Annotated in this window: 28 protein-coding genes and 1 pseudogene; 15 read left to right on the forward strand and 14 right to left on the reverse strand. The window is 62.0% G+C overall.

What is annotated here, in order from left to right; genetic code table 11:
• Window positions 1-2: 2 nt before the first annotated feature.
• Window positions 3-608: a polyhydroxyalkanoate synthesis repressor PhaR gene (gene phaR, locus IE053_RS11790; protein ID WP_189576208.1), complete on the reverse strand. Its 606-nt coding sequence runs from the start codon at window positions 606-608 to the stop codon at window positions 3-5.
• Window positions 609-728: 120 nt separating this feature from the next.
• Here phaR and IE053_RS11795 point away from each other — a divergent pair, with 120 nt between their 5' ends.
• From IE053_RS11795 to IE053_RS11815, 5 genes are all read left to right on the forward strand, one after another.
• Window positions 729-1,910, forward strand: coding sequence for an acetyl-CoA C-acetyltransferase (locus tag IE053_RS11795; protein WP_189576210.1), 1,182 nt, complete (start codon window positions 729-731; stop codon window positions 1,908-1,910).
• Window positions 1,911-2,050: 140 nt separating this feature from the next.
• Window positions 2,051-2,239: a hypothetical protein gene (locus tag IE053_RS11800; RefSeq protein WP_189576212.1), complete on the forward strand. Its 189-nt coding sequence runs from the start codon at window positions 2,051-2,053 to the stop codon at window positions 2,237-2,239.
• Between the two features lie 48 nt (window positions 2,240-2,287).
• Window positions 2,288-2,617 (forward strand): hypothetical protein, encoded by a 330-nt coding sequence (locus IE053_RS11805; protein WP_189576214.1) that lies wholly within the window; start codon window positions 2,288-2,290, stop codon window positions 2,615-2,617.
• 120 nt (window positions 2,618-2,737) lie between these two features.
• Window positions 2,738-3,463, forward strand: a complete 726-nt coding sequence (gene phbB, locus IE053_RS11810) for an acetoacetyl-CoA reductase (protein ID WP_189576216.1) — start codon at window positions 2,738-2,740, stop codon at window positions 3,461-3,463.
• A gap of 122 nt (window positions 3,464-3,585) precedes the next feature.
• Window positions 3,586-3,759, forward strand: a complete 174-nt coding sequence (locus tag IE053_RS11815; RefSeq protein ID WP_189576218.1) for a hypothetical protein — start codon at window positions 3,586-3,588, stop codon at window positions 3,757-3,759.
• Here the strand turns inward: IE053_RS11815 and IE053_RS11820 are convergent.
• The 6 genes from IE053_RS11820 to IE053_RS11840 all read right to left on the reverse strand — a co-directional run bounded on the left by IE053_RS11820 (window position 3,723) and on the right by IE053_RS11840 (window position 7,335).
• A complete protein-coding gene (locus tag IE053_RS11820; RefSeq protein ID WP_229786203.1) occupies window positions 3,723-4,523 on the reverse strand; it encodes a sodium:calcium antiporter in 801 nt (266 codons plus the stop codon). The genes IE053_RS11815 and IE053_RS11820 overlap by 37 nt on opposite strands.
• A 21-nt stretch (window positions 4,524-4,544) precedes the next feature.
• The gene (locus tag IE053_RS14510; RefSeq protein ID WP_229786204.1) at window positions 4,545-4,757 is read right to left on the reverse strand and encodes a hypothetical protein; all 213 of its coding nucleotides are present in this window, start codon (window positions 4,755-4,757) and stop codon (window positions 4,545-4,547) included.
• 57 nt (window positions 4,758-4,814) lie between these two features.
• Entirely contained in the window at window positions 4,815-5,165 is a 351-nt protein-coding gene (locus IE053_RS11825) for a cupin domain-containing protein (RefSeq protein ID WP_189576220.1), read from the reverse strand.
• A 54-nt stretch (window positions 5,166-5,219) separates the two neighbouring features.
• Complete coding sequence (locus IE053_RS11830) at window positions 5,220-5,708, reverse strand: hypothetical protein (protein WP_189576222.1); 489 nt, start codon at window positions 5,706-5,708, stop codon at window positions 5,220-5,222.
• Between the two features lie 61 nt (window positions 5,709-5,769).
• The gene (locus tag IE053_RS11835; protein ID WP_189576230.1) at window positions 5,770-6,804 is read right to left on the reverse strand and encodes an aspartate-semialdehyde dehydrogenase; all 1,035 of its coding nucleotides are present in this window, start codon (window positions 6,802-6,804) and stop codon (window positions 5,770-5,772) included.
• 60 nt (window positions 6,805-6,864) lie between these two features.
• Window positions 6,865-7,335, reverse strand: coding sequence for a hypothetical protein (locus IE053_RS11840; protein WP_189576232.1), 471 nt, complete (start codon window positions 7,333-7,335; stop codon window positions 6,865-6,867).
• Between the two features lie 235 nt (window positions 7,336-7,570).
• Between IE053_RS11840 and IE053_RS11845 the strand changes: the two genes are divergently transcribed.
• Window positions 7,571-8,236, forward strand: coding sequence for a helix-turn-helix transcriptional regulator (locus tag IE053_RS11845; RefSeq protein ID WP_189576234.1), 666 nt, complete (start codon window positions 7,571-7,573; stop codon window positions 8,234-8,236).
• A 15-nt stretch (window positions 8,237-8,251) separates the two neighbouring features.
• Here the strand turns inward: IE053_RS11845 and IE053_RS11850 are convergent, their stop codons facing one another.
• A complete protein-coding gene (locus IE053_RS11850) occupies window positions 8,252-10,195 on the reverse strand; it encodes a S9 family peptidase (RefSeq protein WP_229786205.1) in 1,944 nt (647 codons plus the stop codon).
• A gap of 182 nt (window positions 10,196-10,377) precedes the next feature.
• Between IE053_RS11850 and tolQ the strand changes: the two genes are divergently transcribed.
• From tolQ to pal, 5 genes are all read left to right on the forward strand, one after another.
• On the forward strand, window positions 10,378-11,079 hold the full coding sequence (tolQ, locus tag IE053_RS11855) for a protein TolQ (protein ID WP_189576236.1): 702 nt from the start codon (window positions 10,378-10,380) through the stop codon (window positions 11,077-11,079).
• A gap of 3 nt (window positions 11,080-11,082) precedes the next feature.
• The gene (gene tolR, locus IE053_RS11860) at window positions 11,083-11,532 is read left to right on the forward strand and encodes a protein TolR (protein ID WP_189576238.1); all 450 of its coding nucleotides are present in this window, start codon (window positions 11,083-11,085) and stop codon (window positions 11,530-11,532) included.
• Window positions 11,533-11,545: 13 nt separating this feature from the next.
• Window positions 11,546-12,373, forward strand: a complete 828-nt coding sequence (gene tolA / locus IE053_RS11865) for a cell envelope integrity protein TolA (protein WP_189576240.1) — start codon at window positions 11,546-11,548, stop codon at window positions 12,371-12,373.
• Between the two features lie 105 nt (window positions 12,374-12,478).
• On the forward strand, window positions 12,479-13,780 hold the full coding sequence (gene tolB, locus IE053_RS11870; RefSeq protein ID WP_189576242.1) for a Tol-Pal system beta propeller repeat protein TolB: 1,302 nt from the start codon (window positions 12,479-12,481) through the stop codon (window positions 13,778-13,780).
• Window positions 13,781-13,990: 210 nt separating this feature from the next.
• Window positions 13,991-14,509: a peptidoglycan-associated lipoprotein Pal gene (gene pal / locus IE053_RS11875; protein WP_189576244.1), complete on the forward strand. Its 519-nt coding sequence runs from the start codon at window positions 13,991-13,993 to the stop codon at window positions 14,507-14,509.
• Window positions 14,510-14,595: 86 nt separating this feature from the next.
• On the opposite strand, the gene IE053_RS11880 is transcribed toward pal, so the two are convergent.
• The 4 genes from IE053_RS11880 to map all read right to left on the reverse strand — a co-directional run bounded on the left by IE053_RS11880 (window position 14,596) and on the right by map (window position 16,692).
• Entirely contained in the window at window positions 14,596-14,850 is a 255-nt protein-coding gene (locus IE053_RS11880; RefSeq protein WP_189576246.1) for a ribbon-helix-helix domain-containing protein, read from the reverse strand.
• Window positions 14,832-15,053: a hypothetical protein gene (locus IE053_RS11885; RefSeq protein WP_189576248.1), complete on the reverse strand. Its 222-nt coding sequence runs from the start codon at window positions 15,051-15,053 to the stop codon at window positions 14,832-14,834. The genes IE053_RS11880 and IE053_RS11885 overlap by 19 nt, the downstream gene beginning before the upstream one ends.
• 77 nt (window positions 15,054-15,130) lie before the next feature.
• Complete coding sequence (radC, locus tag IE053_RS11890; protein WP_189576250.1) at window positions 15,131-15,853, reverse strand: RadC family protein; 723 nt, start codon at window positions 15,851-15,853, stop codon at window positions 15,131-15,133.
• Window positions 15,850-16,692, reverse strand: a complete 843-nt coding sequence (gene map, locus IE053_RS11895; RefSeq protein WP_189576252.1) for a type I methionyl aminopeptidase — start codon at window positions 16,690-16,692, stop codon at window positions 15,850-15,852. Before map ends, radC begins: the two co-directional genes overlap by 4 nt.
• Window positions 16,693-16,833: 141 nt before the next feature.
• Here map and IE053_RS11900 point away from each other — a divergent pair, with 141 nt between their 5' ends.
• Entirely contained in the window at window positions 16,834-17,172 is a 339-nt protein-coding gene (locus IE053_RS11900) for a PRC-barrel domain-containing protein (protein WP_189576254.1), read from the forward strand.
• Window positions 17,173-17,320: 148 nt separating this feature from the next.
• Here the strand turns inward: IE053_RS11900 and IE053_RS14700 are convergent.
• A pseudogene (locus IE053_RS14700) lies at window positions 17,321-17,524 on the reverse strand (DJ-1/PfpI family protein); the annotation flags it as partial.
• Between IE053_RS14700 and IE053_RS14515 the strand changes: the two are divergent.
• On the forward strand, window positions 17,450-17,614 hold the full coding sequence (locus IE053_RS14515; RefSeq protein ID WP_229786206.1) for a hypothetical protein: 165 nt from the start codon (window positions 17,450-17,452) through the stop codon (window positions 17,612-17,614). The pseudogene IE053_RS14700 and the gene IE053_RS14515 overlap by 75 nt on opposite strands.
• 68 nt (window positions 17,615-17,682) lie before the next feature.
• The gene (locus IE053_RS11910; protein ID WP_189576256.1) at window positions 17,683-18,543 is read left to right on the forward strand and encodes an MBL fold metallo-hydrolase; all 861 of its coding nucleotides are present in this window, start codon (window positions 17,683-17,685) and stop codon (window positions 18,541-18,543) included.
• A gap of 62 nt (window positions 18,544-18,605) precedes the next feature.
• On the opposite strand, the gene IE053_RS11915 is transcribed toward IE053_RS11910, so the two are convergent.
• Entirely contained in the window at window positions 18,606-19,202 is a 597-nt protein-coding gene (locus IE053_RS11915; protein WP_189576258.1) for a superoxide dismutase, read from the reverse strand.
• 62 nt (window positions 19,203-19,264) lie between these two features.
• Between IE053_RS11915 and IE053_RS14640 the strand changes: the two genes are divergently transcribed.
• Window positions 19,265-19,567: an SDR family oxidoreductase gene (locus IE053_RS14640; protein WP_189576260.1), complete on the forward strand. Its 303-nt coding sequence runs from the start codon at window positions 19,265-19,267 to the stop codon at window positions 19,565-19,567.
• Window positions 19,568-19,587: the final 20 nt, after the last annotated feature.

Here is a 19,587-nt window from a genome sequence, read left to right on the forward strand (position 1 = left end):
GCTTACTTCTTCGCCGCCGCCAGCTCGGCCTTCAACCGCTCGATCTCTTCGCGTAGGGCTTCGACTTCGCCTTCCTTGGCCGGGGCGCCTCCGCCATGCGGGCCGCCGTGCTGCGGGACCTTGAGGCCGAACATCGCCATGCCCTGCTCGAACAGCGCCATGTTCTGCCGTGCGGCGTTCTCGAAGATCTGCATCCCGCCTTGGGGGGCCGAGAACGCTTCGGACAAGGACTGGCGCATCGCGTCCTGGTTCTTGCGGAAGGCTTCCATCGAGGCTTCGAGATAGCTCGGCACGAAGCTCTGCAGGTTGTCGCCATAAAGGCCGATCAACTGGCGCAGGAAACGGACGGGCAGGAGGTTCTGCCCCTTGGTTTCCTGCTCGAAGATGATTTGCGCGAGCACGGCGCGGGTCAGATCCTCGCCTGATTTCGCGTCCACCACGACGAAATTCTCACCGCGACGCACCATTGCGGCCAGCGTCTCGAGGGTCACATAAGTGGAACTCTCGGTGTTGTAGAGCCGCCGGTTTGCATACTTCTTGATGACTATCGGCTCGCCATCCTGCGGTTCGGGCTTGCCATCGGGCTGGTTGGGTTGTTCGAGAGCCATATGATCCGCCTCTATCGCCAGGGACACCAGCGATAGCCTAGTGTGACAAAATAGAAAAGCCTTGGCAGGCCGTGATTTGCTGCGAATGCGTTGTGCACCTGCCAAGTGAAGGAGATGTTCATGAGCCACGATGTTGTGATTGCGAGTGCCACGAGGACTGCGATTGGCAGTTTTGGAGGGACGCTCGCACCAGTGAGCGCGCCTGATCTTGGTGCCGCGGTCATCAAGGAGGCGCTCGCGCGTGCCGGAGTCGACGGCGAGAATGTCGATGAAGTCATCATGGGCAACGTGCTCACCGCTGGCCTCGGCCAGAACCCGGCCCGCCAAGCCTCGATGAAGGGCGGTGTCCCGCAGGAGCGGCCTGCCATGACCATCAATCAGGTCTGCGGCTCCGGCCTCCGCGCGGCGATGCTCGGCGCGCAGGTCATCAAGAACGGCGACGGCAAGATCATCGTTGCCGGAGGCCAGGAGAACATGTCGGCTTCCATGCACGCGCAGAACATGCGCAACGGCACCAAGATGGGCCCGCTGACCATGGTGGACACGATGATCGTGGATGGCCTCTGGGACGCCTTCAACGACTACCACATGGGCCAGACGGCCGAAAATCTCGCGGCGAAATACGGCATCAGCCGCGAAGAGCAGGACGCGTTCGCCGCTTTGTCGCAGCAGAAAGCCGCCGCGGCCCAGGAAGCGGGCTACTTCGATGCCGAGATCACCGCGGTCACCATCAAGAACCGCAAGGGCGACATCGTCTTCGACAAGGACGAGTATATCCGTGCTGGCACCACGGCCGAAAAGCTGGCCGGCCTTCGCCCGGCCTTCACCAAGGATGGCTCGGTCACGGCGGGCAACGCTTCGGGCCTCAATGATGGCGCCTCGGCGCTCGTGCTGATGAGCCTGGAAGAAGCCGAGAAGCGCGGTGTCACCCCGCTGGCGCGTATTGCCAGCTTCGCCCATTGCGGCGTCGATCCGGCGATCATGGGTATCGGCCCGGCCCCGGCATCGCGTCTTGCGCTCGAGAAGGCTGGCTGGTCGATCAACGATCTAGACCTGATCGAGGCCAATGAGGCCTTCGCCGCCCAGGCTCTCTCGGTCGGCAAGGAGCTCGGTTGGGATCCCGAGAAGGTCAACGTCAATGGGGGCGCTATCGCCCTTGGCCACCCGATCGGCGCATCCGGCGCCCGTATCCTCACCACGCTCCTGCACGAGCTGAAGCGCCGCGAGGCCGACAAGGGCCTTGCGACCCTCTGCATTGGCGGCGGCATGGGCGTCGCCATGTGCGTCGAGCGCATGCACTGAGCGATTTTCCGGGCCGTGCCATAGGTTTGGTGCGGCCCGGGCCATTTGTTCTTCTGACATCTCCGTCAGCGTGGTTGCGTGTGCGCCGCACCTTCGATCAAGAGGGCTCCGGACCAACGATTCCGAGGAGGCGCTCCGCTATGAAGAAACTCTCGATCGTCACCATCGTCGCGGCTCTCGCCGCAGCGGCAGCCGTGTCGGGCTGCGCGAGCTATGATCGCGACATCTCGGCCCAAGCCGCGAGGGCCTGCGCCGACGAGCCCGATCCCCGGTTGAAGTCCGTCTGCGTGGCGCAAGCCAAGGCCAAGCTGCAGGAAGACGCTTCCTGATCGCTCGGCGATCGAGCATAAAGCAGGCGATCCAAGTCCGGGGGTTCCATGCGCCTTGCCGCTTACATTATCGCTTCGGCGGGTCTTTTCCTGATGCCAGGTTGCTCGACGACTGCAGACAGGCTGGATCTCGCGGAGGCCTATGACCTCTGCAAGACCCGCGATAGCGACGAAGCCCGTGATCGCTGCGTGAAGAATTTCATGGCCCTCAAGCGCGAGCAGCGGGGCGCCGACCTCGAGCGATGCGACGAACTGCTCGCGGAACAGCAGCGCCAACGTGCGGTGGCGGAGGGCTTTGGCGTGGAGGACGGCCGGACCGGCCAGCCGCTCCCCGAGGAATGCGGCATCAGCGTCGGCTTCTCGACTGGTGAGCGCTGATCGCGCTCAAATGTCCCGGACAACTGCGCTCGCCACTGGCCATCATCCCATTGCCCGCTAAGGGTCGCCCGAAGGTTTTTAGCGGCGAGAGAGCCGCGCATCTGAAACGTGGAGGACAGTATGAGCAAAGTTGCCATCGTCACGGGCGGGACCCGAGGTATTGGTTACGCCATTTCCAAGCGCCTGAAAGAAGAGGGCATGGACGTCGCGGCGATCTACGGCGGTAACACCGAGGCGGCGAACAAGGCTGCCGACGAACTCGGGATCAAGGTCTATCAGTGCGATGTCTCCAGTTTCGAGGCTTGCGAGGAGACGATCGGCCGGATCGAGAGCGAGCTCGGTGGCACGTCGGTGCTGGTGAACAATGCCGGCATCACCCGCGACGGTGCCTTCCACAAGATGACCAAGGAACAGTGGTCTGTCGTGATCTCGACCAACCTTGACAGCGCTTTCAACATGACCCGTCCGGTCATCAACGGGATGCGTGACCGCGGCTATGGCCGGATCATCAACATCAGCTCGATCAATGGCCAGAAAGGCCAGTTCGGCCAATGCAATTACTCGGCGGCGAAGGCAGGCATTCTAGGTTTCACCCGCGCCCTCGCGCAGGAGTGCGCGCGCAAGGGGATCACTGTGAACGCGATTGCCCCAGGCTACATCGAAACCGAGATGGTCGGTGCGATGAAGAAGGAGGTCCTGGACTCCATCGTCGCAGGCATCCCGGTAGGACGCCTCGGTCAGCCTGAAGAGGTTGCGGCGGCGGTCGCCTTCCTCGCCAGCGACGAGGCCGGTTTCATCACCGGGGCGACCCTGTCGCAAAACGGCGGTCAGTACATTGCAGCATAAGCGGGTAACCGCTTCTTAGCGATCAAGGCAGGGCACGGATCGTCCGTGCCCCGAGCCTGCCCTATCGCTGCCTTATTTCTCGGCGACCTTTCTGTCTGTTCAGTGACAACAGGGAGGCCGCCATGTCCGACCTCGCCAACCGCAAATATGTGTTCCGCCGCCGTCCCGTCTGGGGCCGCGTGACGCTTGGCGTCCTCGCTCTCGGCGGTACGATCTTCATGCTGACCTTCAAGAGCGCGGACGCCATTCCCGGCGGCTATCAGCGCATCACCAGTATCGAAGAGCCCGCGAAGTAGAGCGCAATCACGAGAACGGTCTCGAAGCCGAGTCCCGCGGGACCTTTCTCTTGCCGCCTCAGGAGGCCCATCAACAGCGCTGCGGTCATCGCCATCGCCACAGCGGTCAGGAAAAGCTGCTGGTTCCCGATCGCGGCGTAGATCGACCCCTCGCGATAGGCGACGTCCGACGCTGCGATGAACAGGACGTCGAAGGCATTGCCGCCGATGATGCCACCGACCGCAAGTGTCAACGCTCCGCGCCGGACCGCGGCCACCGTAGTCACCAGTTCAGGGAGTGACGTTACGATTGCGGTGAGGAACGCTCCGGCGATCGACTCCGACAACCCGAAGACCTCGATCGCCCCCTCCGCAGCACGGCTGACCATGAATCCAGCGACGGCGGTTATCCCTGCGAGAACACAGAAGCTGATGACCAACCGCGAGAGGCTCAGTTTCCCGGCATCCGTCTCGGGCTCGTCCTGCCGCGTGTTGGCCGTGATCTTGGCCTGCCATCCGGGTACGTCCCGCGCACTCTGGGTGACCTTGAGGCCGAGCACGTAAAAGCCGACCACCATCACGCTGACGGGGTGGACACCGGCAACTTCAAGTCCCGGCGCGGCCACCGCCATCACCACCAATGACAGGGCGCCAAGAAGGACCGTACCCTGGAGCATGTTCTCGAGGCTTGCCGCAGCGTGCTCGAGGTTGGCCTTGCGGTAGGCGATGTCTGCCGCGGCGAGGAACAGCGTTTGGGCGGCGATCCCGCCCAGCGAGTTCGACACAGCGAGGCTCGGAAACCCGTTTCAGGCTGCGGACACCGATGTCGTCAGTCCAGAGAGCGATGTCGCTGCTCCCAGAAGGACGCTGCCCACGAGCGCTTCGCCCAGACCTGTGCGGTCGGCCAGCTTGTCGGCGACCGCAGAGAGCCTGATGCCAGCCAGCAGGATGACCCCTGCGGTCAGGGCAAGGGCCGTCAGGACACCGGCCGGTGTCGAGAAAGTGAATAGCGCATTCATCGGTCAGGGACGTGTTGACCTTTCCCGACACTGACGGTCTTGGGAAAGAAGGACCGTTTAGGTGACGGACGTCTTGTGCGCGCCGTCTCGCGCCGCGCTTCGGGCAGGCGGGCTCGTGACTTCGATTGCGTGGAAGCTCTCCTCGATCTCGTAGCAATGCTTGACGCCTTTCGGCACGCGCCAGCTGTCACCCTTGGTCAGGTGGATGGTCGTGCCATCGGAATGCAGCTTGGCTTCTCCGTCGATCACGTAGCCAATTGTTTCGTAGCCCGAGGCGTGCTCGCCCTTGTTGCCGACCGGGCCTTCGTTCCAGACGCGCATGGCCATCTCGCCGTTCGACATCGCCAGGGCTTCGCCGTGGCTGCTTGGTTGGTGTTCGTTCGCGTTCAGTTTTTCGATCTGGGCCATGCGACCTCCGGAATGGCTTCACGGAGTGAACACGCCTGTGCCGCCACCCGTTCGCTAGTCGGTGCTGCGGCGGTAGTTCGCGTCGAACCACACGTTCCAAGTCCCGGTGTCGGTGTCGTGGGTCCAGAAGGTCTGCTGCACGCTGCCGTCTTCCATCGGGGTCCATCGTCCGCGGAACGGTGTCGCACCCTGGCCCGAGCGCGGGGTCAGCGTGCCTTCGAGCACCATCGCACCGTCTTCGTCGAGCCCGCCATCATAGTCGATCAGGAAACCGGCACTGACCCAGAGCTGCCGCCATTTGTCCGTCGAAGGATCGTAGAAGTTATAGCTTTGTCCGGTGCCGCCCTGCGCACTGGTCCAGCGTTCCACCAGCAGGCAGCCGCTCTCTTCCGAAGTGATGACGTTCGTGCCGACCTTCTGGTCGTTCGCCGCGTAGACATCCCAGCTTCCGATCCAGAAGTCGAACTGCCGGTATGCCTCTGCATCGCATGACGGCGGCGTCTGGGCCTGGAGTGCGAGAGCGGCGACGGCGGTGATCAGCATGGCGCGGTTCCTTCTGGTCCATCGGTCAGAAGACACCGCCCGGTGCGATCACCGCAAGAGATCAGTGCATCTGCACCTTGTCGCCAAGGAGGCCGCGATTGAGCAGGAGCTCCGCGATCTGCACGGCGTTGAGCGCCGCGCCTTTGCGCAGGTTGTCGGAAACGACCCAGAGGTTCAGCCCGTGCTCCACGGTCGGGTCCTCGCGAATCCGGCTGATGAAGGTGGCGAAGTCACCGACGCACTCCACCGGCGTGACATAGCCGCCATCCTCGCGCTTATCGACGACGAGGCAGCCCGGTGCCTCGCGCAGGATGCTCGTCGCCTCTTCGGCTGAGATCTCGTTTTCGAACTCGATGTTCACCGCTTCGGAGTGGCCGACAAAGACCGGTACACGGACGGCCGTGGCCGTCAGCTTGATCGACGGGTCGAGGATCTTCTTCGTCTCCGCCGTCATCTTGAATTCTTCCTTGGTCGAACCATCGTCCATGAAGACATCGATGTGCGGGATCACGTTGAAGGCGATCTGCTTGGTGAAATTCTCCGAGGTCGCGTCGTCGCCGACAAAGATGCCCTTGGTCTGGCGGAAAAGCTCGTCGGCTGCGTCCTTACCTGCTCCGGACACGGATTGGTAGGTCGAGACCACGACCCGCTTGATCTTCGCGCGGTCGTGGAGCGGCTTGAGCGCAACGACGAGCTGCGCCGTCGAGCAGTTGGGGTTCGCGATGATGTTCTTCTTCACGAAACCCTCGACTGCGTCGGGGTTCACTTCCGGGACGACGAGCGGAACGTCAGGGTCTAGACGGAAGGCCGACGAGTTGTCGATCACGATACAGCCAGCCTTGCCGGCTTTCGGCGCGTACTCCTTCGATACGTCACCACCAGCGGCGAAGATCGCGATCGTCGCCTTGCTGAAATCGTATTGGTCGAGGTCCTGGCATTTGAGTGTCTTGTCGCCATAGCTCACTTCGCGGCCCAGCGAGTTGCGGGAGGCGAGGGCATGGACTTCATCGGCCGGGAAAAGGCGCTCGGCGAGGATCGCGAGGACCTCCTGCCCGACCATTCCGGTGGCTCCGACGACGGCGACAGTAAGGGACATGTCAGGCTCCTTGAGGAGAGGCGAGAAAAGCCGCTCTTAGCGCCTGCAGCATGAAAAATGCTAGTCCTCGTGCTCGTCCTCGACGAAACGGGCATCCGTCTCGCCGGTTATGGCGATCAGGTCCTCGAGAACAGCGGCCGCGACGATGTCGCCGCGCGGCCAGACCTCGTCACGGCTGCGATGGTAGTCCAGGCGCCATAGTGCCAGCTTGTAGGTCACGTCGACCACGGTTCTCGCGGGCAGGGAGGCGGAAGCGTCGAGAATTTCCGACTGCGCGGCGACGAGGCTCGCCCGTTCCTGTAGGGCGCTTATCCCTTCGCCCGCAGCCGATAGTCTCTTGTGAAGCTCCGTGTAAAGAGAGAAGAGTTCCTTGTGCGCTTGGCAGGATTCTGGCGCGTTGAGGCAACGGGCGATGATCGCATCGATCTGCGGAAGAACATCGTCCGTGGGACGTTCCTCAGTGCCCGGCGCTTGCGCGCGCTCCTCGATTTCGATGCCGGCTTCCACGAGCCGCAGCGTTTCCCGTTTCATGGGCCTTGATCCTCACCCCGAGCATATCGGTCAAATGAACCTCCGATATGCTTTTGGGATGTGAGAAATTCACGTCCCGCGTTTCCGGGACGGGCTTACTGAGTTACAGGATTGGTCGAGGCGACGCACCGTATTAACTCAGGTTTATTCGTGCCTTTTCTTCTACGGAATTTCTCCTGTGCCATTTGTCGTTCAATTCGCTATTGATACTTTGTCCCGCAATCATTCCAAGGACTTGCTTGAATTCACCATCGACGCGATCAAGCGGCGCGGCATTACCCGGATGAGCTATCACCACATGCCGCCGCCGGGTGCTTTCGATCATTCCCCCTATGTTTCGGTCATCACGGAAGGTTTTCCGGAGGAGTGGGTGGAGAGGTATAAAGATAAGCAATATTACCTCACCGACCCGATTCCCCGCCGCGCGCTCTCCGCGGGCAGGCCGTTCTGGTGGTCGGATGCCGGTCGGCATTTCGACCTGTCCGAGAAAGAGAAAGCGTATCTCGACGAACTCGAGCGTGCCGATCTCGGCGATGGACTCGCCGTCCCCGTCTTCGGGCCCCATGGCCGTGACGGCTATGTCGGCCTTGGCTGCGGGCAGGACCAACGCACCCTCTCGACCGGGCAGATCATCGAGCTCCAATATATCTGCCAGGCCGCGCATCTTCGGTATTGCGAGCTCCTGGCGAAGCACTTGCCAAAGGCAGCGGCGCTGTCCGAGCGTGAGCAGGAGATCCTGAACTGGATCGCGCGGGGGAAGAGCAACGCCGTCATCGCGGAAATCCTGGGCCTCAGCGCCAACACCGTGGACACCTATGTCCGACGTATCTTCAAGAAGTTCGATGTCGGCGATCGTGTCTCGGCGGTTCTGAGGGGCTACGCCCTCGGCCTTTTGAGCTGAGGGCGCCGGCGGGCTTCACTCCTCGAACACGTGCTTGAAGAACATCACCACCGCTTCGGTCATCGCGTCGCGGTTGGTTTTCTTCCGGAAGCCGTGGCCTTCATCCTTTGCGCCCATGTACCAGGCCTCGCCGCCATTGGCGCGGACCGCTGCGAGGATCTGGTCGGCCTCGGATGCCGGCACCCGCGGGTCGTTGAGGCCCTGGATGATGAAGAGCGGCTTGGTGATCTTGTCGGCGTTGTTCAGCGGGTCGATCTCTTCGAAGAAAGCGCGCATCTCAGGATCACGCTCGTCGCCATATTCCGCACGCCGAAGATCCCGGCGATAGTCCGCCGTGTTCTCGAGGAAGGTGATGAAGCTCGAGATCCCGACAATATCGACACCGCCAGCGAGCCTGTCATTGTAGTCCACCATCGAGGCGAGGACCATGTAGCCACCATAGGACCCTCCGTAGACGACGACCTTGTCTTCGTTGAGGTCTTCCTGCTGGCTGATCCAGTCGAGGAGGGCACCGATGTCTTTCACCGAGTCCTTCCGCTTCATGCCGTTGTCCATCTTCACGTAAGACTTGCCGAACCCGGTGGAGCCGCGGACATTGGGCACGACGACCGCTGCGCCCAGCTCGTTCACCCAATACTGGTATGTCGGGCTGAAGGTCGGCCGTGACTGGCCTTCGGGCCCGCCATGGATCGACACGATCACCGGGAAGGGGCCTTCGCCTTTGGGCTTGTAGATGAACGCCGGGATTTCCATCCCATCGAAGCTCTCATAGCGGAAGAACTCTGGTTCCACGAACGCCGAGGTGTCGAGCCCGCCGACCTCGCTCTTTGTCCAGCGGTTGAGCTCGCCCCGCGAGCCGACCTTGAAGCTATAGGCATCCGTCGGAGAGGTCGCGGCATTGAGCGAGAAGCCCAGCACATTCTCCGTCGGCGAGAATTCGAGCCCTCCGATCACGCCGGCCGGAATATCAGGTACACGGACGTCCCGGTCGTTCCGCGACTGGCGCACATGGATCTTCGAGCGGCCCTCGTCATTGACCACGAAAGCATAGTACCGTCCGTCCTCTGACTGGGCAAAGCCGCCTACATCGGCGTCGATACCCGCCGTCAGGTTCTCTTTCTCTCCTGTCTCCGGGTCGTAGCGGAACAGGTTCCGGAACTCCGACCCCTCGTCCGAGGTGAAGTAGAGGTGCCCGCCATTGGCAGCGAACTGTGCGCCGCCATAGGAGATCGGCTCATCGGACGGATTGATCTGTGAGACTTCCCCGCTTTCGAGATCGAGGAGGTGGATCTTCGAATCATTGATCGAGACATATTCGAACAGGATCAGAGAATCGCCGTCTTCGGAAAAATCCGAGGCCCCCCACCAGCCGTCGCCAGTGAAAACTGTCTCGCGGCCCTCTGGGTTGTCGATATCGGCGATGACGATGCCCTTGGTCGGGCCGTCCATGGTCTTGGTCCAGGCGACGCGCTGGCCGTCCTTCGACCAGGTGCCGCCGGTCTTCCGTCCCTCGCCGTCCGAGAGCATCGTGCTCTGTCCGGTGCTGCGGTCGAAGAGGTAGATCTGGTAGTTCTCATCGCCGCCCTTGTCGCGGGCGAAGACGAACTGTCCCGGCACGGTGGGCGAGGGCGAAGCGCCGCTGGTCGGCTCCTTGGCAAAGGTCAGCTGCTCGCGCATCGCCATCGGCTTTTCGACCGCGTGGATCTGGGCCGTCTCACCGAAGCGCGTCGAAATGTAGATGCCCTCGCCGTCGGCGTCGAAGCCCTGGAATCCGGCGGAGCGGGTGTTCTGGTATTGCTGCAGGGACTGCGCGACGCTGGGCGGGGTCTCCGGCACATTTTCGAGGATCAGGTTCCCGCGCTCGATGCGCTCCACATCCTGGGCGACGGCTCCGGCCCCGAAAGCGGTCAACGCGACCAGGGCTGCGGCGGTGGCTTTTACCATAAGGTCCTCACTCATTTATCGTAGCGCGATACGTATGGCGGAAACCGCCATGGGAAAAGCGTGGTGCGCACGTCGAATTCACGAGGATGGAAAGCCCGAAAGAACCAATTTCACCGCTCGAAATGGTGAGCGACCTCGTGTAGGGATGGTTAAGGAAGGCGGCGTATGCCGCGTCAGGGTGAATTCAGGAGTCAGCGATGGAAGAACAGGTCGTCGCCGAAAGCGCGATCGGCACGGAGTTTGGCGTAGTCGCCATGTTCATGCAGGCCGACCCGGTGGTCAAAGCCGTCATGATCGTGCTGGCCATCGCCAGTGTCTGGTCGTGGGCGATCATCATCGACAAGTCGCTCACCTTTTCGAGACTTCGCAGCAAGGCGAAGAAGTTCGAGGAGCAATTCTATTCGGGCCGTCCGCTCGATGACCTCTACCGTCGCCTGAAGGACCGGCTCGACCATCCGATGGCGCGGGTCTTCGTCGCTGGCATGGACGAGTTTGCGAAAAGCGTCCCCGCAGGCGGCTTCGCGCCGTCATCGGTCCAGCGGGCCGAGCGCCGCATGATGGCCGAAGCGACTCGCGAAATCGAACGCGCGGGCAGCCAGCTCCCCGTTCTTGCGACCATCGGTTCCGTCGCGCCGTTCATTGGCCTCTTCGGCACTGTCTGGGGCATCATGAACTCGTTTCAGGGCATCGCCCAGACAGGTGACGCCAACCTCGCTGTGGTGGCGCCGGGTATTGCCGAAGCGCTCTTCGCGACGGCCATCGGTCTCGTCGCCGCCATCCCGGCGGTCGTTGGCTACAACCGCTACACCGCGGCGCTGAACAGCTACGTCAACCGCATCGAAGGCTTCACCGGCGAGTTCACCGCGATCCTCAGCCGCCAGGCTGACGGGAGCCGCTAACCGATGGCGGGCGGACTTCTTCCCGGCGGCGGAGGCTCAGGTCTCGGCAATGGCAAGCTACGCCGCACAGCGGGCACGCCGATGGCGGAGATCAACGTCACCCCGATGGTCGACGTGATGCTCGTGCTGCTCATCATCTTCATGGTCGCCGCGCCGCTCCTCACGGTGGGGGTCGAGGTCGAGCTCCCCGAAACCGAGGCCGAAGCGCTGACCGAGCAGGTCGAGCCGATCACCATTTCGGTGACGGCGAATGGCGAGATCTTCGTGCAGGAAACCGAAGTCCCCTACGACGAACTCGTCACCCGGCTCGAGGCCATTGCCGGCACCGGCTATGACGGGACAATCTATCTGCGTGCAGACAAAAGGGTGCTCTACGACGACGTCGCCAAGGTCATGGGCAGGCTGAAGGCGGCTGGGTACTCGAAAATTGGCCTCGTGAACGACAACCTCTGAGGGCAGGGGCGGGATGCGCTACGCGACGTTTCTTTCGGCGCTGTTGCACGTCGGCATTCTCGCCGGCGGCTTCATCATTGCGCCGTTTTTGAGCGTCCCGGACGTCGTCTACCGCCCTGTCGTGCCTGTCGAACTTCTCTCTGAGGCAGAGTTCGCTGACCTCCTTTCGGTGAAGGCTGACCAGAAGTCCGAAGAGGTCACCGAGGAACCGCCGAACCCCCGCGACGACATCCAGGAAGTCGCGATGCCGGACCCTATCCCCGTTCCGCAGCCGGAAGATCCGACCCCGCCGGAACCCGAGGTCAAGGAAGAGCCCGAAGACCCCGCGCCGCGCGAAGAGCCCAAGCGCGAAGACCCGCCGAAGCGCGAGCCTGACCCCCAGCCTGCCGAGGAAGACGACTTCTTTTCCGGCCTCGACGAGGCGCTCGTCGATCTCGAGGACGAGCCGGACAAGGGCGCGCCCGCTGAAGTGGCTGACGCAGAGGGCCTGCGCGACCAGGAACAGATCGGTCTCGGCGACACCCTGACTGCTTCGGAGATCGACCTCATCCGCCAGAAAATGGCCGAGGAGTGCTTCGACCAGCCGACCGGTGTTCCGAACGCTGAGAAGCTCGTCGTCCGCATTCGCTTCAATCTCGACCCCGAGGGGCAGCTCATCGGCCAGCCCGAAGTCCTGAACGCCCGCCAGATCGCGCTCTCCAACAACAGCTGGTGGCGGACCACGCGCGATCGCGCGCTTCAGGCCGTCGTGAAATGCGCGCCCTACGACTACCTGCCGGAGGAGCGCTACTACGTGTGGTCGGAGATGACCCTGAACTTCACGCCGCTCGGCGTGATGTGACCGTTTCGTCAAACCTGTGACGTGAACACAATTGACGGTTTTCTGCTTTAGCGCGTCGCGCTACCACCCCGACCGGGGTTTCCACGAGAGAGGTTCGACCAACCGATGCTGAGACACGCTCTTCTGGCTCTTGTTGCTTTCATGTTGCCGGTGGCGGCATCGGCGCAGGTCGAGATCGACATCACCCGGGGCCGCACGGACCCGATGCCGATCGCCATTCCGGACTATCTGAGCTCGACGGACGCCGACCTGGGCGAGAGCGTGGCCGAGGTGATCCGCAACGACCTCACCAATTCGGGCCTTCTCGCGCCGATCAGCGAAGATGCCTTCATCGAAGAGCTGGTGAACATCAACGTCACCCCGCGCTTCGCCGACTGGCGCGTGATCGGGGCCCGCGTCCTTCTCGCCGGCGAGGTCATGGACCTTGGCGATGGCCGGGTGCAGATCAACACGCGTCTTTGGGATGTCGTCGGCAACCAGCAGGTCGGTTCGGTCGCGTACAAGACCCCGCGAGAGAACTGGCGCCGCGCTGCGCACAAGGTCTCTGACTTCGTCTATTCCCAGCTCACGGGCGAGGATGGCTATTTCGACAGCCGCATCGTCTATGTCTCGGAAACCGGACCCAAGACGGACCGTACCAAGCGCCTGACGATCATGGACCAGGACGGCTACAATCCGCAGACCCTGACCGGCGGCCTCAACTATGACGTCCTGACGCCACGCTTTTCGCCGAACGAGCAGCAGATCACGTATCTCGCCTTCTTCGAGGACCGTCCCGCCAAGGTGTACCTCTTCGACATCGAGACCGGCGTTCAGCGCGAGGTCGGCGAATTTCCGGGCATGACCTTCGCCCCGCGGTTCACGCCGAACGGCGACAAGCTGCTCGTCAGCTTCGCCCTCAACGGCAATTCGGACGTCGCCTATCTCGACCCGATCTCGGGCAAGCTCGACCGTCTGACGTCGAACCCGGCAATTGATGTGTCGCCGTCGATGTCGCCGGATGGCCGCTACATCACCTTCGCTTCCGACCGCGGTGGCAGCCAGCAAGTCTACGTCATGAATGCCGATGGCTCGCAGCAGCGCCGAATCACCTTCGGCGAAGGCACCTACGGCACGCCGGTGTGGAGCCCGCGGGGCGACCTCATCGCCTTCACGCGGCAGCACAAGGGCCGTTTCTACATCGGCGTCGTGGCGCCTGACGGTTCTGGTGAGCGTCTTCTGGCCGAGAGCTATCTCGTCGAGGGCCCGACTTGGTCACCGAATGGCCGTGTTTTGGCCTTCCATCGGGAAGAATATCCTGGCGGGCCTGTGCGTCTCTTTGCCGTTGATCTGACGGGGCAAAATCTTCGCCGTATCCCGACGCCAACCGAGGCGTCGGATCCGGCCTGGTCTCCGCGCCTCGATTGATGGTTAACAAATTCGCCGCAGGATGATTGAACAGGGAAGCGTTAGACGATAGCGTGACCTAAAATTAACCACGTGGTGCCACGGATCGGTTAGCGAAGCACGCTAACCCGTGGTCTCGTGAAAAGGGAATGGCAAGGCTTGGGGGCGTCTTCAAGCTGCGTCAGGGCGGGACGGGGGTTCGTCCCGGAAGAAAGGCAACGGAGCAAAGCCATGAAATTCAACGTTCTGGGGACCACCGGCATTCTCGCCTCTGTGGCCCTTCTCGCAGCCTGCGCAACGACTGAGGAAGAAGTCATCGAAGTCGTCGAAGAGCCGGTGATCGAAGAGCCGGCCATGTCGAAACTCGAGATGGCCCAGATGGAGCTTGAAGAAAACGTCGGGCACCGCGTTTTCTTCGGCTACGACCAGTATAACCTTACCCCGGAAGCCCAGGCGACTCTTCGCCGTCAGGCCGCATTCCTGATGATGCCGGAAAACGCCGACCTGAGGATCCGCATCGAAGGTAACTGCGATGAGCGCGGTACCCGTGAGTACAACCTCGCCCTCGGTGAGCGTCGTGCTGAAGCTGCCAAGGCATTCCTCGTTGGTCTCGGCGTTGAGCCGACCCGCATCTCGACCGTCTCCTACGGCAAGGAGCGTCCGATCGATCCGCGTTCGACCCCGGAAGCCTGGGCCAAGAACCGGAATGCCACGACTCGGATTGTCGGCGACACGGAAGCCATGATCTAAGATGAGGTCCGGGCCTGGCTTTGCCGGGCCCGACCGATCGCACGAAAAAGGCCCGCTTGCCGCGGGCCTTTTTTGTTGGCCGTGATTCAATGGGCGTGTCGGCCCTGCGCCTCTTTCAAGGCAAACAGCCTCAGGGCCGAAGCAAGATTCTGGTCCTCGGCCCGTGCCCGGTCGATCTCGCCGATCAGCCCGGCAAGAGACAGGTCGCGTCTCTTCGCAGCCGCTTCGAGGACAGCCCAGAAAGCCCGCTCCAGCGAGACCGATGTCCGGTGGCCTGACAGGCTGACACTCCGTTTCTGGAAGCGAGCGAGGTCGGTTTCGGTCACTTCGGTTTCGACCATCCTTCGAGCCCGTGGTCCCGGATCGCCTTCGCCGCTGCTTCCATCCCGTCGAGCACCCCGGCGAGATGGCTGAGCGCGTCGCTGTCCGCGTCCGCCGGATCGATCCCCAGTGCATGGTAGAGCGAGCCGACGTCGATCCCCTTCTGGTATAGGAGCTGTGCCACGGCGATGCGCACGCGGGCGGCGTTCATGCTATCGGCCATCTGGCTCCTCCGAGGTTCGGTCTGCGGACATGCAAAGCCCGGCAGCCCGTCCTCCGCAAGAACCGTGCCGGGTCGGATCACATCAATTTCAGCTGCTGGAAGCTGACTTCGGAGCCACGCCCGATGATGAGGTGGTCGTGGACGACGAGGTCCACCGACTTCGCAGCCTCCACGATCCTGGCCGTCATCTCGATATCCGCCCGCGAAGGCGTTGGGTCGCCCGAGGGGTGGTTATGCACGAGAATGATCGCCGCCGCGTTGAGGGTCAGGGCCCGTTTGATGACCTCGCGCACATAAACCGGCGTGTGGTTGATCGTTCCGGTCTGCTGCTTTTCGTCTGCAATCAGGGCGTTTTTGTTGTTGAGGAACAAAATCCGGAATTGCTCCACCGGCTCATAGGCGGTGGCCGAGCGGCAATAGGCAATCAACTCCTTGTAGCTCGACATCAGGTCGCGATTGAGGAGGTTCGCAGATGTCAGCTTCAGGGCCGACGCACGGCTGAGCGCAAACTCGGCGAGCACCCGGTTTGAAACCTTGAGCGGCGGCTTGCCATCGACGGCGACGGAAATCGTCCGCAAGCGTTCTTCCGGTGCATTGATGACATCCGCGAAATTCCCAAATTCGCGTATCAGGATCTTCGCCAGCGGCTTCACGTCCCGCCGGGGGATCGCGTTGAACAGGACGAGTTCGAGCAGTTCGTAGTCCTGCACGCTGTCCGCACCGCCAGCCATGAACCGCTTGCGCAACCGGTCGCGGTGGCCGGCCTGCAGGCTCTTGGCGTCAAGCCGCGTGGTGCTCATCCGGCCGGATAGGGCGGCCGGTCGAGGCCAGCGGGCGATTTCGTAAAGACCTCGTAGCCGTCCTCCGTCACGGCGATCGAGTGTTCGAACTGTGCCGACAGGGACTTGTCACGGGTCACGGCGGTCCAGCCGTCGCGCAGCATCTTGGCTTCGGGCTTGCCGGCATTGATCATCGGCTCGATCGTGAAGAACATCCCTTCTTCTAGGACGATGTCAGGCGCTGTGTGGGTGATGCCGTCACGATCCGTGTACTGCTCATAGTGGACGACATTAGGCGGGCAGTGGAAGACCTTCCCGAGACCATGGCCGCAGAAATCTCTCACCACGGAGAAACCGTGTCCCTCCGCATGGGTCTGGATAGCCCGGCCCACATCGCGGAGATTGGCCCCCGGCCGCACGACCTCGATCCCCTTCCACAGGCATTCGAAGGTGACATCGACCAGGCGCTTGGCCTTTACCTTGGGCTCGCCCGCATAGAACATCCGGCTCGTATCGCCGTGCCAGCCGTCGACGATCACGGTGACGTCGATATTGGCGATGTCGCCGTCTTTCAACGTCTTCGACGAGGGCATGCCGTGACAGATCACATGGTTCGGCGAGATGCACAGAGCGTGGCGATAGCCGCGGTATCCGATCGTCGCGGAGGTCGCGCCATGATCGAGGATGAATTGGTAGGCGAGGTCATCGAGCTTCTGTGTCTCGACGCCGGGCCGCACTTCTTTCGTGAGCATGTCGAGGCATTCCGCGGCGAGACGGCCAGCCTTGCGCATTCCTTCGAAGCCTTCCGGCCCATGACGGGTAAAGCCTGTCGCGCGGGGGGCGAGGGTATCCTGGTCCATGCCGCTTCCTTAGGCGAAGGCACGCCCGAACCCAAGCGCGCTTTCACAGCTGCGCGAAACTGGGGTGTCCGCGCACCCAGAAGGCGAACGCGAGCGAATCCAGAACGTTAGCGAGACACTAGCAACGATGAGGAGGATGCTATGCAACCAGTGCTTTCCGCCACCAGCCTGACCGGTGACGAAGTCGTCAACGCCCAGGGCGAGAAGATCGGCAAGCTCGAAGACATCATGATCGATATGTCGAACGGCCGTATCGAGTATGGTGTTCTGAGCTTCGGCGGCTTCCTGGGTATTGGTGACAAGCTCTTTGCAATCCCTTTCGATCAGTTCACGGTCGATACGGCGAAGGAACGTCTTGTGCTCGACATTCCGAAAGAGAAACTCGAGAACGCACCGGGCTTCGACAAGGACAACTGGCCGAACTTTGCCGACACGTCCTTCCGCAATGAAGTGACGTCCTACTACGGACGAACCAACTAAACAGCGCGTTTCTCCGGACCCCCCGAGAGCTTGAGTGGCCGGGCATAGTGCCCGGCCATTTCGTATGGGTATCGGCCCTCACGGCTCCGACGATCTCGCTGACGAATGCATCGATATCGCTCGGTTTGCGTGACGTGATGACGTTGCCGTCCCGCACGATTTCCCGGTCAACCACCGTCGCACCGGCATTGCGCAGGTCGGTCCGAAGCGGTGGCCAGCTCCTGATGGTCCGGCCTTTCGCGGCCCCGGTCTCCACGAGCAACAGGGCGCATGGCCGATGGCAGCAATCGGCTTTGCTTGCTTGCTTGCTGAAACGTCGGCTCAGGTCGACGGCTTGACCGTCGAGCAGCATGCGGTCCGGATTGATCCGGCCGCCGGGCAGGACAAAGGGGGTGTTCGCCAACAGAACGCCGCATGCGGTAAAACACCCGTGCGCGGATAACATGCTTTCGAAGCTTCGCTGCGAGGGGTTCCTTGCGCTAACTGCATCCCACGAGAAAGGGGTTTCCCATGACGCTCACCATTTCGGCGCTGACGGCGCTGGCCAGCCTGTCCCTTGCCCAGCGGGACCTCTCCTCCGTCGAAATCACCAGCGAGGAAGCCGCGCCGGGTGTCCATGTCCTCTACGGCGCAGGGGGGAATATCGGCCTTCATTTCGGGGACGACGCGGTTTTCATCATCGATGACCAGTTCGCGCCCCTGACCGGCAAGATCATCGCCAAGGTCCGCGAGCTCTCCGGTGACGACATCGATTTCGTCCTCAACACACACTATCACGGCGATCACACCGGAGGGAACGAGAATCTCGGCGAGGCGGGTGCGCTGATCTTTGGTCATGACAATGTCCGGACCCGCGTCCTTGAAGGGCAGAACCCTGCCAATGCCCCTGTGGTGACGTTTTCCAAGCAGCAAAGCTTTCACATCAATGGCGATACTGTCCGTGCCGTGCACATCCCGAACGCGCACACCGATGGTGATGCGATCGTCGTGTTCGAAAAGGCGAATGTCATCCACACCGGCGATACCATGTTCGAAGAGTCAATGGGCAGCTTCCCCTATATCGACCTCGCCGGAGGAGGCTCGATCAACGGAGCGATCGAGGCGGCGCGGACCACCTGGGAGATGTCGGACGAGAACACGGTCATCATCCCTGGCCATGGCAGGCTGACCGACAAGGCTGGCGCCAAAGCCTATCACGACATGCTGGTCGCTATCCGCGACCGGGTTCAGCGCATGATCGATGATGGCAAATCGAAATCGGAGATCGTGGCTGCTAAGCCTGCTTCCGCCTATGCCGAAAGCAGGACCGGAGGCTTTATCTCCGAAGACAGGTTCGTCGAGACAGTCTATGACAGTCTGACTGCGGAGTAGATAACTCGACAAAAAAGCCCCGCCTTCCGGCAGGGCTTTCCCTGTCAGTTTGCTGACGGAATTCAGCCCAGATTGCTCTCGGCGAAGTCCCAGTTCACGAGATGGTCGAGGAACCGGTCGATATAGGCCGGACGCGCGTTCTGGTAGTCGAGATAGTAAGCGTGCTCCCAGACATCCATTGTCAGGAGCGGCGTCGCGCCGTCGTCAGTCAGCGGCGTTTCGGCATTCAGGGTCTTGCGGACTTCCAGCTTACCGCCTTTCTCCACCAGCCATGCCCAGCCCGAGCCGAACTGCGTCGCGCCGGCATCCGCGAATTCCTTGCGGAAGTTGTCGTAGCTGCCGAAGCTGTCGTCGATCATCTTGGCGATCTTCGAGCCTTCAGCGGGCTTTCCGCCGCCGCCGGGCTTCATCGAGTGCCAGTAGAAGGTGTGGTTCCACACCTGGGCGGCGTTGTTGAACAGGCCCTGGTCCTTGCCGACCGCCTTTTTCACGATCGTGACAAGGTCGTCGTCCGCCATGTCAGTGCCTTCGATGGCGGCGTTGGTCTTGTCGACATAGGCCTGGTGGTGCTTGCCATAGTGGTAGTCGAGCGTGTCCCGGCTGATGTGCGGGGCCAGGGCATCGCGCTCATAGGGAAGCGGGGGAAGGCTGACGGCCATGGTGCGTCTCTCCTTTTGGTTCAATCCGTGACCGGGACGTAACGGTTCCGGCGCGATAATCAATGACGGCGCGCCGTCGCATTGCCGCGAGGGCCACGCAGTTTTGCTGTCTTTGCTCCCTTCCGGCCTTCCGGGCGGCCCCTACCCTCAGCCTCGTCAGCCACCACGAGGAGATTGCGGCAGTGGCGGCATTCCTCGTGTCCGATGATGCCAGCTATGTCACGGGTGCGGAATATACCGTAGATGGTGGCATGACGATGCATTGGTCCTTTGATGTCATTCAGGAGCGATCGAAGATCGAGCCCGGAATCCATACCGTGTCGTTCTATGGGTTCCGGGCCTGCCTTGCAGGCATCCCGGAATGACAGATGGGTAGAACATGCTA

This window comes from Parvularcula lutaonensis, from assembly GCF_014651915.1.
Classification (GTDB): domain Bacteria; phylum Pseudomonadota; class Alphaproteobacteria; order Caulobacterales; family Parvularculaceae; genus Parvularcula; species Parvularcula lutaonensis.

Bases quoted from the DNA above. Each gene is read 5' to 3' on its own strand.
- IE053_RS11915 (WP_189576258.1), bottom strand. From the start codon at position 19,202: ATGGCCGTCAGCCTTCCCCCGCTTCCCTATGAGCGCGATGCCCTGGCC.
- tolR (WP_189576238.1), top strand. From the start codon at position 11,083: ATGGCGGGCGGACTTCTTCCCGGCGGCGGAGGCTCAGGTCTCGGCAAT.
- IE053_RS14640 (WP_189576260.1), top strand. From the start codon at position 19,265: ATGACGGCGCGCCGTCGCATTGCCGCGAGGGCCACGCAGTTTTGCTGT.
- IE053_RS11825 (WP_189576220.1), bottom strand. From the start codon at position 5,165: ATGGCCCAGATCGAAAAACTGAACGCGAACGAACACCAACCAAGCAGC.
- map (WP_189576252.1), bottom strand. From the start codon at position 16,692: ATGGACCAGGATACCCTCGCCCCCCGCGCGACAGGCTTTACCCGTCAT.
- IE053_RS11910 (WP_189576256.1), top strand. From the start codon at position 17,683: ATGACGCTCACCATTTCGGCGCTGACGGCGCTGGCCAGCCTGTCCCTT.
- tolA (WP_189576240.1), top strand. From the start codon at position 11,546: ATGCGCTACGCGACGTTTCTTTCGGCGCTGTTGCACGTCGGCATTCTC.
- IE053_RS11830 (WP_189576222.1), bottom strand. From the start codon at position 5,708: ATGCTGATCACCGCCGTCGCCGCTCTCGCACTCCAGGCCCAGACGCCG.
- IE053_RS11835 (WP_189576230.1), bottom strand. From the start codon at position 6,804: ATGTCCCTTACTGTCGCCGTCGTCGGAGCCACCGGAATGGTCGGGCAG.
- phbB (WP_189576216.1), top strand. From the start codon at position 2,738: ATGAGCAAAGTTGCCATCGTCACGGGCGGGACCCGAGGTATTGGTTAC.
- IE053_RS11850 (WP_229786205.1), bottom strand. From the start codon at position 10,195: ATGAGTGAGGACCTTATGGTAAAAGCCACCGCCGCAGCCCTGGTCGCG.
- tolQ (WP_189576236.1), top strand. From the start codon at position 10,378: ATGGAAGAACAGGTCGTCGCCGAAAGCGCGATCGGCACGGAGTTTGGC.
- IE053_RS11900 (WP_189576254.1), top strand. From the start codon at position 16,834: ATGCAACCAGTGCTTTCCGCCACCAGCCTGACCGGTGACGAAGTCGTC.
- IE053_RS11840 (WP_189576232.1), bottom strand. From the start codon at position 7,335: ATGAAACGGGAAACGCTGCGGCTCGTGGAAGCCGGCATCGAAATCGAG.
- IE053_RS11805 (WP_189576214.1), top strand. From the start codon at position 2,288: ATGCGCCTTGCCGCTTACATTATCGCTTCGGCGGGTCTTTTCCTGATG.
- tolB (WP_189576242.1), top strand. From the start codon at position 12,479: ATGCTGAGACACGCTCTTCTGGCTCTTGTTGCTTTCATGTTGCCGGTG.
- IE053_RS14515 (WP_229786206.1), top strand. From the start codon at position 17,450: ATGGCAGCAATCGGCTTTGCTTGCTTGCTTGCTGAAACGTCGGCTCAG.
- IE053_RS11885 (WP_189576248.1), bottom strand. From the start codon at position 15,053: ATGGCCGATAGCATGAACGCCGCCCGCGTGCGCATCGCCGTGGCACAG.
- IE053_RS11880 (WP_189576246.1), bottom strand. From the start codon at position 14,850: ATGGTCGAAACCGAAGTGACCGAAACCGACCTCGCTCGCTTCCAGAAA.
- radC (WP_189576250.1), bottom strand. From the start codon at position 15,853: ATGAGCACCACGCGGCTTGACGCCAAGAGCCTGCAGGCCGGCCACCGC.
- IE053_RS11795 (WP_189576210.1), top strand. From the start codon at position 729: ATGAGCCACGATGTTGTGATTGCGAGTGCCACGAGGACTGCGATTGGC.
- IE053_RS11800 (WP_189576212.1), top strand. From the start codon at position 2,051: ATGAAGAAACTCTCGATCGTCACCATCGTCGCGGCTCTCGCCGCAGCG.
- pal (WP_189576244.1), top strand. From the start codon at position 13,991: ATGAAATTCAACGTTCTGGGGACCACCGGCATTCTCGCCTCTGTGGCC.
- IE053_RS11815 (WP_189576218.1), top strand. From the start codon at position 3,586: ATGTCCGACCTCGCCAACCGCAAATATGTGTTCCGCCGCCGTCCCGTC.
- IE053_RS14510 (WP_229786204.1), bottom strand. From the start codon at position 4,757: ATGAATGCGCTATTCACTTTCTCGACACCGGCCGGTGTCCTGACGGCC.
- phaR (WP_189576208.1), bottom strand. From the start codon at position 608: ATGGCTCTCGAACAACCCAACCAGCCCGATGGCAAGCCCGAACCGCAG.